Origin of the sequence: Trichormus variabilis 0441 (assembly GCF_009856605.1) — a bacterium.
Taxonomy (GTDB): domain Bacteria; phylum Cyanobacteriota; class Cyanobacteriia; order Cyanobacteriales; family Nostocaceae; genus Trichormus; species Trichormus variabilis.
In genome coordinates, this window is record NZ_CP047242.1 from 4,395,402 (window position 1) to 4,407,919 (window position 12,518).

Below are 12,518 nucleotides of genomic sequence, written 5' to 3' on the forward strand. Positions count from 1 at the left end.
CCATGAAAACACCGTTAAAATTTATCTTGCTGTGGACTATAGCTACTTTTGGTGGGTTTTTGGGTAGTTTGTTTTGGGTGGAAGTGGGGGAACAGTCAGAGATTGGCCTTGTACAAGCTGCTATTGGTGGATTAGCGATCGCCTTACCTCAAAGTTTAATTCTGCGAGAAAATATCTCTATATTCAAGTGGGTTTGTTTCACCTTGGTTGCTTGGGTATTAATTACAGCTATCGGTGTCGGCGCAATTGGTTGGGTTGTACCCTCTGGGGAAATTCTCCCTCTACGCCTCCTGTATGGGGCAAAAATCGGTGTTGTTGGCGGTCTGGCTTTGGGAATAGCCCAATGTTTGGCAATTCGTCAGCCAATCTTATGGACTTGGCAATGGATATTAGTTAATTCTTTTAGTTGGGCGATCGCTATCCCCATAGGTACTACTATAGGGTTTATCCTCTGCCGCCTCACTCACTTGTTTTTAGGTGAAGTCGCCGGATTAGCTATGACTTGGCTTGTAGTAGCCATCCTCACAGGTATTAACGCCTATAAGTTGGATAGGGGTGTAGGGGTTTAAAACTCTTACACCCTCACACCCTCACACCCTTACACCCTGTCTCAACAGAAAATCTGGGCGCGTAAGTCCTATTTAAGTTAAGCGAGCATGACTTTATTAAAATATATAACGTTAATTAATTTACTGTTTGAATTGTATTAAGCTTATGCAACAATCTTAATTAAATCTTAATAATAAATTTCAATAAAATTACATTAACCTGCAAATGCGTTTTCACCTTCACCAAGCAGGATTTTTTGTTCTTATTGCTATCCACTTTTCTAGATTTCTGGTAAGAAATAAAGATAGGGCAAAATATCACAAGCAAAGTCGAACTAAATTTCACTTTAGGCGCTAAAAAGCATTTTCTACCATGAAATTCCGAGAGAACGCGCCTACACGAGCCAGTAAAACCAGACAGGGACTCTCGCATGAATATCAACCCAGTAGATTCAGCCATCAAGTTGAAGCAGCAGTCGCATCCGCATATTCTTTTTGGGACAGAGGTAGATGAACACAGCAGTGGCGAACAATTATTACTGAGTATGTATGATTCTGTGCAGACATCTATATTTGTGGTGGATGTTCTACAAGATGGAGATTTTCAGTATGTAGCACTCAATCCCACCCATGAAAGATGGGTAGGGATTAGGTCAGAAGATTTGCGGGGCAAAAAACCAGAAGATATTTTAACAGCTGTTGATGCGGCTAAAGTGCGTCAGCACTATGCTGACTGTGTACGCTTTGGCAAAACGATTTCCTATGAACAATGCTTACAGTTTCAGGGAGTAAGCACTTGGTGGAGTACAACGCTTACGCCACTACGAGATACTAACTCCAAAATTTATCGATTGATTGGCACTAGTAGCAATATCACTGCGGCAAAACAAACAGCACAAGCCAGGGAAATTCAAGCGGAAGGCGCGCAGATTTTAGCCGCAATTGCCCAAAGGATTCAGGAATCTTTGGATTTAGAAACAATCCTTTATCAAACTGCCAAAGATTTACGACAGTGTTTAAAATGCGATCGCATTCTGATTTATCAAATCAAATCAGACAATAATGGGGCGATTGTTGCAGAATCAACTGTATTGCCTGATATTTCCCTCTTGGGAAAACACTTCCGTGATCCTTGCTTTCAAGGTAAAAATAAGGAATCTCAGGGGCGATGTTGTCTAGAAATTATTGAAGATATATATGCAGCAGGAGTGAAACCTTGCCAGAGGGATTTCCTCGCCTCCATGCAGGTGAGGGCGAATATAGTCATGCCAATAGCCTTAAAACCAGACTTATGGGGGCTGTTAATTGCTCAATACTGCTATGAACCACACCAATGGCAGCAAATAGAAATTGACTTACTCAAGCAACTAGCCACCCAGTTGGGTATAGGCATTCAAAATGCGAAACTACAACAGCAACTAAAACAACTGCAAGCCAAGCTAACAACACACAAACATGAGCAGCAAGCCCAGGTAAAACAGACAGACAAATTTCAAGCACTAGTTTTAAATATTACAGAAAAAACCCGTGATTACGGCGAGGAAACGCAAGTTTTAGCAACAGTCACTCAAGAATTAGCCAATTTATTCCAACTAGAATCTTGCTACATCGAACTTTATAGCACTGACTGCACCGTAGCTAGTGTAGTTCATGAATATGCAGCTAACCAGCCCACATACCAGGGACTCACTAGACAAATTGCAGACTTTAGCGAAATCTATGAACCACTATTGCAAAAACAGCATTTTCAAACCATAGAAATTGTCCCTGGTTGGCATCCTCAATTACTGGTTATTACCCAACTGGCTTGTCCCATTTTCGATGCTCAAGGGATGCTGGGTAATCTGTGGCTGATTCGACCCATACAACAAATGCTGACTCAATCAGAAATTTGCCTAGTACAAACTTTAGCAAATCTATGTGCGATCGCCATTCGCCAGGCCAAGTTAGACGCAACTAACCAAGCACGACTGAAAAAATTAGAACAACGAGAAAACCTGACCAACAAATTTCTCAGAAAACTTTCTCAAGAACTGCGGACACCAATAACTAGTATTAGCCTAGCAGCGCAAACCCTCGAAACTGTCCTCTCACCCTCAATTACCTTAGATGAAATCATCCCCCAGCTTTTACAGATTCTACATAATGAGTGTGGCAGAGAAAGCAAATTAATTAACGACTTGCTGACACTTACCTATCTACAAACCAAACCAGAACCGCCTACACTCATTTCCATCGACTTCCAAACCTGGCTTCCCCCCATCGTTGAATCCTTCCGTGACCTCACCAGTTGTCAGCAACAGCGATTACACCTGATAATTGAGCCAGGCTTACCGCGTTTAGAAACAGATATTACCGAACTAGAGCGGATTCTTACCGAACTACTCAGTCATACCTGCAAATATACTCCGGCTGGCGAATCAATTACAGTTTCCGCCCAACTCACAGATAATACTGTGCAACTAAGTATTAGCAATTCTGGCTTAGAAATTCCTACTCATGTGCGATCGCGCATCTTCGAGCCGTTCTATCATATTTCTAACAACGATCCTTGGAAATATAGTGGTACTGGCTTGGAAATGGCATTAGTCCAGAAAATGGTCAGGCATTTAGGCGGCTCCATTTCTGTCGAGAGTAGTCATGGTCAAACTACTTTTATGATCAGATTTCCCGCCTCACTCAGCTAAATCTTGGCAGAACTACAGAATTTTGTTAATATAGTGATTGGTGTGGGTGACTAGCTCAACGGTAGAGCAGTAGACTCTTAATCTATTGGTTGCGGGTTCAAATCCCTCGTCACCCACTTATTCCAAGGCCACCCTCAAACAATAAATTAAGTCTTCAGGCTGACAAGTTACTTTAGTACTTCATAACCCCCAGCGTTATTCTGTAGGGTGTTTCTAATTCTTTAATAGGGTGGATAGCCAAAATCATCTTCATCAGGATAAATATAGGAACTAGAAACCCCAGCCATCGCCATTTTCGGAGTTTCTGTTCTGACAGGTTCCTTCCCAAAATCTTTGTAATCTTCAAATGTTTTACAAATAATTGCCGATTCGGGCGCGTCGGAAGCTATCAGGTAATTAGTCAGATTAGCAATTGATGGATGCTCATAATCTACGGTCGAAGCCACCAAAACTGTATTTGGTTCAATTCCTCTTTCTTCACACTCAATAATCGGGCAGAAAATACCGTGAGCATGGAACAAAGGCCCCTTCGGCGTTATTGGCTGCTTGCGGTATAAAGCATAAGCTCTTTCTATCTCCGCCACAAAGCCACTAACTACTTTGCCTTGTTGAAATTCACAATAAGTCTTGCTAAAACTTGCCCCGGCTGCACCATTTAAGGTTAATTGCAGTGGTGATTCATGCAGAAACTTTTTATTTTCACCAACCAAGAAAATTAGATAACGTGTAAAGGTTTTAAATTTGAGTTTATCTGCCAAAAACGCATCATAATTTTCCTTCAAAGTTCCCAATTTGATCCCAGTCTCTCTGTCTTTAACAGACAAAGGCCCCCGCCGCACTATCACTATTCGGGGAGTCGCACTAATGAAAACTGTTTCGATACCGGAACTAAACTCATGTTCCACCTTTTCCCAATTTTCATCTGGCTGAAAACCCACAGCTTGAGCATTATCCAGCTTAATCGCTAAACCGTGATGCTGCATACCATCTGTGCCATACCGAGGATTAATCATCTGACACCAAGGGATGACTTGAGAAGGGGGTGCATTAAATTTTTCGTCCTCAAAGTCGAACTTAGCAGATGCTTTCATCGTTTTAGGCTGCGGGGTGTTTTTCTGGGGAAATTCGTCGGCACAATACCGGCATATGAAGGCAGTTAAAGAAACCAACCTATTGCTTTTCCAGATTAAGACAGAATCAATCTATGTTGCAATCCCTGTTTTGTTTTTTAACAACAACTTCATCCCCGCATTTACCGTATTTTCCCCAGTTAACACCTGATGTTCCCAAAAACCGCCTCAACCCTTAATTTTTTATTAAGTCGGCGGTAGTGACTCCGGTGGTGCTTCTGCGGGGGGAGCGAGTACCGCATCAGGGGCAATTTCTTCCACGGGAATTGGTTCCTTGTCCTCAGACTCAGGATGTGGTTGAGCGGCTTCCACCAATTCAGGGGCTGGGGGATTGGGTGGAATCACTTCTGGGACAATTTCTGTGGTGGAGTCAGTATCAGTAGACAATACTGCTGCTGGTGGTTCTGTAGTAGTTGTTGGTGATGAAGTCTCTGTAGTGGTAACGGTCTCCTCAGTAGATTTTTCCGTTTTATCAACAATTTCAACAGATGGTTTTGTTGTAGTTTGTACTGGAGCAGTTGTAACTTTTTGATTACCCGTCTGTTGTACTTTATTTTTCAAACCACTAAAAGTGCTACCAATATCTTGTTGTAACTGGGCAACTTTTTCCTGAAGAGAAAACTTAGCAGCTTGTTCTTGGATAGTTGACTGTATCACCTCAGGACTTGGTACGGTGGTTTGTTGTGCTAGGGGAGTCACCTGGCGACGCAATGAAAGAGTTTGCCAGCCAAACCAAACTAGGAGTGCCACACTAGCCACATGACCCAGTAAGAGACCTCCAGAAATTTTTGGTGCGAAAATCCACAAAACTAGGGCATAAAAAAGCCCTACTCCACTCCAAATAAAATCATTTTTACGGTGGATTTCCGGAAAAAAGAAAGCTGCAATGTAGATTGCTAAACTACCAAGGCCAACCACCAAGGCTAGGATATTTGCCAGCATTTTTTGGTTACTCCTTTTACTAGGGATTGGGTATTGGGGACTGGGGATTGGGAATGGGGTATTAGGGACTGAAAATATGTCACACTTTCTTCTCTCATGCCCTATTACTCAGCACCCAGTCCCCAATCCCTAGCCCCCAATTTCGCAAATTTTACAAGTTAATTGTTGATTTGGATACAAATTAAAACTATTTATCTGTGTTACTAGTGAGCTTTTATTCTTTAAATTAACTCTTAATGTCTTCTTTAGGGGAGAAGAGAAAAACTCGGTCTACCCTTAAAGATGAAAGAACCTGCAAGAGTTAGCCAAACATAGTTTATGACACTACAAAGCTTTGGTGTGATTGGTTTAGCCGTTATGGGCGAGAATATCGCTCTAAACGTGGAGCGTAATGGCTTCCCAATTGCAGTTTATAACCGTTCCAGAGAGAAAACCGATGCTTTCATGGCACAGCGTGCTGGTGGACGCAACGTTAAAGCTGCTTTTACCCTGGAAGAGTTTGTTGCTGCACTAGAACGTCCCCGCAAGATTCTAGTGATGGTGCAAGCTGGTAAACCAGTGGATGCAGTAATTCAGCAGCTCAAGCCTCTACTAGATGAAGGCGATATCATCATCGACGGTGGTAACTCTTGGTTTGAAGATACCCAAAGACGGACTCAAGAACTAGAACCAGCAGGCTTACGCTTCCTGGGGATGGGTGTCAGTGGTGGTGAAGAAGGCGCACTCAATGGCCCTTCACTGATGCCCGGTGGTACACAAAGTTCTTACGAGTATCTGTCCCCCATTTTCAACAAAATTGCTGCTCAAGTTGATGATGGCCCTTGTGTAACTTATGTTGGCCCTGGTGGTTCCGGTCACTATGTCAAAATGGTACACAACGGTATTGAGTATGGCGATATGCAGTTGATTGCAGAAGCCTACGACTTGCTGAAAACTGCTGGTGGGCTGGATGCTAAACAACTACATGAAGTATTTGCCCAATGGAATACTACCGATGAACTCAATTCATTTTTGATTGAGATTACAGCCAATATCTTCCCCTATGTTGACCCAGATACCAAGTTACCCTTGGTGGATTTGATTGTTGATGCAGCTGGTCAAAAGGGAACTGGACGCTGGACTGTACAAACTGCTTTGGAATTGGGTGTTTCTATCCCCACCATTACAGCAGCAGTGAATGCTCGGATTATCTCTTCCATTCGAGATGAGCGCATAGCAGCATCTAAGCAGTTGACAGGCCCTAGTGGCAAATATGACGGCGATACCAAAGAGTTTATTAACAAAGTCCGGGATGCACTTTACTGCTCCAAGATTTGTTCTTATGCTCAAGGGATGGCTTTGCTATCTACAGCTTCCACAACATTTAATTGGAATTTGAATCTGAGTGAATTGGCGCGGATTTGGAAAGGTGGTTGTATTATTCGCGCTGGCTTCTTGAATAAGATTAAGAAGGCATTTAACGAAAATCCCGCATTACCCAACTTGCTACTCGCTCCAGAATTTAAGCAAACAATTCTCGACAGACAAGCAGCTTGGCGGGAAGTAATCATCACTGCGGCTAAACTCGGAATCCCAGTACCCGCATTTAGTGCATCCTTGGATTATTTTGACAGCTATCGCCGCGATCGCCTACCCCAGAACCTCACACAGGCACAACGCGACTACTTCGGCGCACACACCTACTTGCGTACCGATAAAGCTGGCGCTTTCCACACTGAATGGGTTCCCATTGCTGAAGCCAAGAAATAAGCTGGTAATTCTCTAAATTCTGAACTTAATTTATTAGTGGCTCTAAATATTAGAGTCACTTTTTTATCAAGTTAAGTCCTCTCGTACAGTCACACAAGAAAACCTGGATAATTTAGCCGTTATTATTCCCAAGATATTTAGCTTTTAATTCTTCTAACTCTAAATCAATTGCACTCTTAGCAGAATTATTATTAGTTGCAGGTTGTGGTTGTATATTTTGTGGTTTTGATTTCCCACCAGGCAAAAATTGCGTTTTCAATTCCTCTAATTCCAAGTCAATTTGACTCTGGGTTTTTGACACAGGTTGTGGGGGAGGATTTTGTGGGACTTGATGACTAGGTTTTGCTGGTGTAGTTGCTACTGGTGAATGCTGATTTAAATCCTTTAAAACTTCCTCTACAGTTTGATAGCGTCTTGCGGGAACGCTTGCTGTCATTTTGTTGATAATTTGAGATAGATAATTGCTAACTTGTGGTTTTACATATTGCTGCCATACCCAGGTATCATTGTTGGTGTCGTAGGAATCAAAAGGCGATCTCCCAGTCAACAAATTAATACAAGTGACTCCTAAACTATAAATATCGCTGGCAAATATAGCCCTACCCCGCATTTGTTCTGGTGCTACATATTCAGGACTACCAATACTTGTCCCAGTTTGATTTAAGGCTGTATTAGTGGCAGATTTAGAAGCACCAAAATCTACTACAACTAGTTTGTTATCACTATTACGTAAGATAATATTTTCTGGCTTAATATCCCGATGAATCACCTGTCTGTTATGACAAAATTGCAATACAGGCAACAAATCATTTAATAGTTGAATGGTTCGCGTTTCACTGAAAACACCTTTATGTGCTAGTTCCTGCGCCAAGTTTAGCCCGTCAATAAATTCTTGTACTAAGTATTGGCGATCGTCTTGGGTAAAGTATGCCAAAAGTTCGGGAATCTGCGGATGCTTACCCAATTCGTCTAACTGTATGGCTTCTTGAGTAAATAATTCCACAGCTTTCTGGACTGTGTTAGTACCTTGAGCTTGGGGATAAAATTGCTTAATGACACAGCGAGGTTTGGAGGGTTTATCTTCATCCACTGCTAAGAAAGTTCTGCCAAAACCACCTTGTCCGATGGGTTTGATAGCCCGATAGCGTTCTTTTAGATGTAGCTTAGAACCACAACTTAGGCAAAATTTCACATCATGAGGATTTTCAGGCTTGGGACAACGGGGGTTAAGACAGTAGCTCATTGGTGGGATGGTGTTCACATCGCTCTTACTGTCTTTATTTTGCCTTGTGCTAGCCCAGAGTGGTTATGTTCGTCAAGCGGACTGAGTCAGCACTCTGTTGAGCCGATGTCACCAGATTGTGTAATAATAAGCCGATCGCTAGAGTAATAAGTTACCGACTGTGCAATCAACGGATAATATCAACGACCTGGCAGCAGCCTTACAACAGCCTGCGGATCTCACTTTTGAACTGCCCGATCCCGAAGATGAACAGATTCCAGAGTCAGATTTCCAACAGCAGTTGGATGTAGCTTGGCAGGTATGCGATCGCTTTGATTTGCAAACCGAAATCTGGCGGGGAAGAATCTTAAGGGCAATCCGCGACAGAGAAAAGAAAGGTGGCGACGGACGTGGTACTGGTTTTCTCAATTGGCTCAAGGAACGAGAAATCAGTAAGAGTCAAGCTTATGCTTGGATTCAACTGGCCAATAGTGCTGATACTCTCCTAGAAGAGGGCAAGCTTGAGCCAAGCGCGGTGAATAATTTTAGTAAACGGGCTTTTGTGGAAACCTCCAAAGCCTCCCCAGAAGTGCAACAAATGGTCAGTGAAGCCGCCAGCAAAGGCGATCGCATCACTAGGCGCGAAGTCCGTCAACTCACGGACGAATGGACGGCGATGTCTTCAGATTTATTACCAGAACCAGTCAAGGTAAAAGCCGCAGAAAATTCCCTTCCTCCGCGCTACATTGCCCCTCTGGTGAAGGAAATGGAAAAACTGCCAGAATCACACCAAAAGTTCATCCAGCGTGAAATAGCTGCCAATCCCGACGTTGATACCCTCAAACAAGCCACAACAGAGGCACGACAATTAGGCAAATATCTCAAATCCGCCGCCCAAGTCCAAGCTTTAACAGAGAATGATGTAGATATTGAAACAGCCCTAGAAGAAGCCCAAAGGGTCGGCTGTCTAAGTGTAGCGGCTGATTTAGTCAATCAAGCATCCCAAATAGAACAAACTATTGCCAAGTTATACATGACTTGGAAACGCATCAGTAATTTAGCAGATAGATTATATGTAGATACTGGTGCAAGTACTCCCAACTTGCGATCGCTCCTCAGTTGCATAGAACCCTTGGGTGGTGAAGTTATGGAAGTGCAACTCAGTGGCGCAACTGAACACACAGTCCGTTTGCAAATTCAGGAAACGAATTAGACACGATTAATCGCGTCTGTACAATTTCTATTCTGTACAAGCTGACGAATGTAGTGTTGGAGTATGAGGATTTACAGTAGGTGCTTGCGCCACCAGTACTATATTACCGTCGCGATCTATTTGCCAGCCTTGTGCTTCTAAAATTTGGGGAGAGACGTTCAAATTATCCTGCTGTGCGTGTTGTTCAGGAATACTATCAGCACTACTTTCTATCTGTGTCGGTAATGCAGCCCAACCTACCAACACAGCATCATCAATCAGCGTATCCGTAGGGCTAGATGCAATTCCTCCTCTTCCTGTAGAAACAAATGAACTTCTTTGCGAAATTCGACTAGGATGACAACTAGCAACAATTTTCTCAGAAGTATCAATGATATTTCTCGGCAATTCTATTAACCCTTTACTAGGATCAGCATCAGGTGTATTAATTTGTACGATGCCATTGAATGAAGGGTTTTCCTGAGAAAAAGCTGTAATATCATTACTAGGAAGCTTATTTGGGTCTAGTTTTTTAGGATTTTCAGTTGCTAGCAACTTTACTAATTCGGCACGATTACGAGGTACAAACCCCAAAACACTATTAGTATTTATAGTGATTTTCCCACCACTACCAGAGAATGCGTTGGCGGTGATATCACTATTTTCATTAGGAGTGCCAATAATAAAACCATTAGGTGCATTGATGATAATATTACCCCCATCGCCTCGCCCAGATGTGATACCTGCATTTGTGGAGATTTGGCTGTTACGGCGCATCAGTAGAGTGTTTTGCACCTGGATCTCAATATTACCACCTTGACCTGATTCACTATTTGATAAAAGTTTTCCCTGGTTATCCAGAACTATAGAACGAGCAGTTATGTTTAGTTCCCCAGCAGAGCCTAAATTGCTATTATCAACTCTCAGTCCAGCAAATTTTAAAACGACGCTGCCAACAGCTACTTCAGATGAATCTTTTACAGTCAATTTTCCTGTAATTATCATTAACTTGCCAGCATTACCATAACTATTTGTAGAAGCGGACAAAGAACTAGGAACATTTCTGGCTTTGCCACTTATTTCTACAGAATCAGCAGCATTGACTATTAAATCTCCTCCTGCTCCTGTAGCTAATATTATTCTTTCGTTATTAAAATCTGGTAACCCAAGGGAACTGGTAGATATGTTTCCCCCAACTTGGACAATTAATCTTTTTGTATTAATTGTGATATCACCCGCTTTACCATCAGACGCAGTTGAACTTGTCAATGCACTGGGTTCAACACGATTTGTATTCGGTACAAGAAAGCCACCAATCACTTCTACAGATTCAGCCGCGTTGATAACCAAATTTCCACCTGCTCCCTGAGCGAAAGTGAATGTTAATATTTGCGCCCCATTACGAATTACTAATTTGTTTGCGTCAATCGTTATATCTCCAGCTTTATTGAAACCCAATGTTTGAGTCGATAAGCGGACATCACGGCCATTCATCTCTACAGCTTTACCTTGGATATGAATATTACCGCCTCCATCACCGCCCACATCTATTTGAGATGGAAATGCAGAACCATCAACAGTTCTTTGAATTAATCGTATGTCTTGAAAATCTTGAATACCTTGATATCCCAATATCCAACCTTGATTTACTAGACTTAGACTGACGTAACTATTACTTCCTACACTTCCTAGTTCAATGCGACCCAAAGGAGCAGTCAGATTCCCACCTTCCATGATCAAGCCAGCACCAACTAAAGCTAGGGTTTTACCTGGTTTCACTTGCAGACCAACTGGCTCAAAAAGACTATTCATAGCTCCATTAGGGCTTGTTTGAGATTGATTATGAATAGAACCTGGATTTGCACCAAATTGTAAACCAATCGGAACACTAATTGATAAAGGAGATGGTACAAGGGATAACTCTCTTGTACTATAATTTCTTCTATCAGCGAAAATCAAAGTATCTGCCGTAGTCGCTACGAATGAACCGCCAATATTCAAAGAAGCATTAGAACCAAAAATAATGCCGTTAGGATTAATCAGAAAAAGATTGGCTTCATATTGGCTTTTCAGAATGCCATCAATCTGAGAAATAGAATTACCCGTCACTCGGCTAATAATATTTTTTACATCCACAGCATTTTTAAACTCGGCTGTAATTCCTTGAGCTACAGAAAACTGCTCAAAACTGTGGAAAAGATTATCTCCGGCTCTAGTTCCACCTTCAATAGAAATAATATTATTGTGTGTATTAATTTGGGAATTATTAATTAGTGTATTATCATGAACAACTTGCGCGACAGCATAATCTGTCATGCAGGTTAATACGCCGGCGATCGCAACTCCTAGCTTGGGAATCCAGACCCAAAAATTATTCATGTATGCTATTACACCTTTTCAGCCTTTACTATTTACCCAACACTAAAAATATTAGGGCTAGGTTTATTAATTGACATCTCAATTAATTCAACCAATATTTTGATGCTATGAGCTTCAACCCGGCTGATGATATTTTGATATGCAAATAATATACCGTAGGATATCAAAAATGTTTTACTCCTACGGTAGCAATTTTATTTTATTGAATTATCGATGTAGTAAGAACAGAAACAGCATGATCATGTTGCTATTTCTTTGAGTTTTGATACATAGAAACATTAAACTTCTCAAAAATTAACTTGCTATCGATGATATCGTGATTAATATTCATCAATAAGCACCATATTTTATTAATCACATATCAAACCTTTAGGAGTCATAACACAGCCCATTGGGGCTACTCTTACGGGAGAGTTCGCTTTTGTTTGCTGGTCAGCTTGTTCTTCTAAATCATTATTTGTTAAGGTTTGCTCTTCTTGAACACTCTCTACTAAAGAAATATTATCACTGAAAAAATTAGTATAAATATTTTCAATGCTATCTACTAATTCGTTTTGAAAGTCTGTTTGTGGCTGTTTTTGTGTTGGAGAATTCATGATTGTGTTTATCCTTACAAGTTATTAACTGAGTTGGGTGATTTTTTTGATGACCTAAATAATTCATCAGTCC

At 41.6% G+C, this 12,518-nt stretch carries 9 protein-coding genes and 1 tRNA gene; 5 read left to right on the forward strand and 5 right to left on the reverse strand.

Annotated elements, in window-relative coordinates:
- The first annotated feature begins 2 nt into the window (after positions 1–2).
- From GSQ19_RS17980 to GSQ19_RS17990, 3 genes are all read left to right on the forward strand, one after another.
- On the forward strand, positions 3–569 hold the full coding sequence (locus GSQ19_RS17980; RefSeq protein ID WP_011319294.1) for a hypothetical protein: 567 nt from the start codon (positions 3–5) through the stop codon (positions 567–569).
- A gap of 410 nt (positions 570–979) precedes the next feature.
- The gene (locus GSQ19_RS17985) at positions 980–3,235 is read left to right on the forward strand and encodes a sensor histidine kinase (RefSeq protein ID WP_011319295.1); all 2,256 of its coding nucleotides are present in this window, start codon (positions 980–982) and stop codon (positions 3,233–3,235) included.
- A gap of 44 nt (positions 3,236–3,279) precedes the next feature.
- Positions 3,280–3,351, forward strand: a tRNA-Lys gene (locus GSQ19_RS17990).
- A gap of 105 nt (positions 3,352–3,456) precedes the next feature.
- Here GSQ19_RS17990 and GSQ19_RS17995 read toward each other — a convergent pair.
- Positions 3,457–4,326 carry a DUF5895 domain-containing protein gene (locus GSQ19_RS17995; RefSeq protein WP_011319296.1) on the reverse strand — a complete coding sequence of 290 codons (870 nt, stop codon included), beginning with the start codon at positions 4,324–4,326 and terminating at the stop codon, positions 3,457–3,459.
- Between the two features lie 225 nt (positions 4,327–4,551).
- Positions 4,552–5,307 (reverse strand): Ycf66 family protein, encoded by a 756-nt coding sequence (locus tag GSQ19_RS18000; RefSeq protein ID WP_011319297.1) that lies wholly within the window; start codon positions 5,305–5,307, stop codon positions 4,552–4,554.
- Between the two features lie 318 nt (positions 5,308–5,625).
- Between GSQ19_RS18000 and gndA the strand changes: the two genes are divergently transcribed.
- Positions 5,626–7,056 carry an NADP-dependent phosphogluconate dehydrogenase gene (gndA, locus tag GSQ19_RS18005; protein WP_011319298.1) on the forward strand — a complete coding sequence of 477 codons (1,431 nt, stop codon included), beginning with the start codon at positions 5,626–5,628 and terminating at the stop codon, positions 7,054–7,056.
- Between the two features lie 112 nt (positions 7,057–7,168).
- On the opposite strand, the gene GSQ19_RS18010 is transcribed toward gndA, so the two are convergent.
- Positions 7,169–8,299 (reverse strand): serine/threonine-protein kinase, encoded by a 1,131-nt coding sequence (locus tag GSQ19_RS18010; RefSeq protein WP_011319299.1) that lies wholly within the window; start codon positions 8,297–8,299, stop codon positions 7,169–7,171.
- 160 nt (positions 8,300–8,459) lie between these two features.
- Between GSQ19_RS18010 and GSQ19_RS18015 the strand changes: the two genes are divergently transcribed.
- A complete protein-coding gene (locus GSQ19_RS18015; protein ID WP_011319300.1) occupies positions 8,460–9,491 on the forward strand; it encodes a hypothetical protein in 1,032 nt (343 codons plus the stop codon).
- A 27-nt stretch (positions 9,492–9,518) separates the two neighbouring features.
- Here GSQ19_RS18015 and GSQ19_RS18020 read toward each other — a convergent pair whose 3' ends face one another.
- A complete protein-coding gene (locus GSQ19_RS18020; RefSeq protein WP_011319301.1) occupies positions 9,519–11,849 on the reverse strand; it encodes a two-partner secretion domain-containing protein in 2,331 nt (776 codons plus the stop codon).
- 350 nt (positions 11,850–12,199) lie between these two features.
- Positions 12,200–12,445, reverse strand: a complete 246-nt coding sequence (locus GSQ19_RS18025; protein WP_011319302.1) for a hypothetical protein — start codon at positions 12,443–12,445, stop codon at positions 12,200–12,202.
- Positions 12,446–12,518: the final 73 nt, after the last annotated feature.

Coding starts and splice junctions, on each gene's coding strand:
- GSQ19_RS17980 (WP_011319294.1), top strand. CDS start 3: ATGAAAACACCGTTAAAATTTATCTTGCTGTGGACTATAGCTACTTTT.
- GSQ19_RS17985 (WP_011319295.1), top strand. CDS start 980: ATGAATATCAACCCAGTAGATTCAGCCATCAAGTTGAAGCAGCAGTCG.
- GSQ19_RS17995 (WP_011319296.1), bottom strand. CDS start 4,326: ATGAAAGCATCTGCTAAGTTCGACTTTGAGGACGAAAAATTTAATGCA.
- GSQ19_RS18000 (WP_011319297.1), bottom strand. CDS start 5,307: ATGCTGGCAAATATCCTAGCCTTGGTGGTTGGCCTTGGTAGTTTAGCA.
- gndA (WP_011319298.1), top strand. CDS start 5,626: ATGACACTACAAAGCTTTGGTGTGATTGGTTTAGCCGTTATGGGCGAG.
- GSQ19_RS18010 (WP_011319299.1), bottom strand. CDS start 8,299: ATGAGCTACTGTCTTAACCCCCGTTGTCCCAAGCCTGAAAATCCTCAT.
- GSQ19_RS18020 (WP_011319301.1), bottom strand. CDS start 11,849: ATGAATAATTTTTGGGTCTGGATTCCCAAGCTAGGAGTTGCGATCGCC.
- GSQ19_RS18025 (WP_011319302.1), bottom strand. CDS start 12,445: ATGAATTCTCCAACACAAAAACAGCCACAAACAGACTTTCAAAACGAA.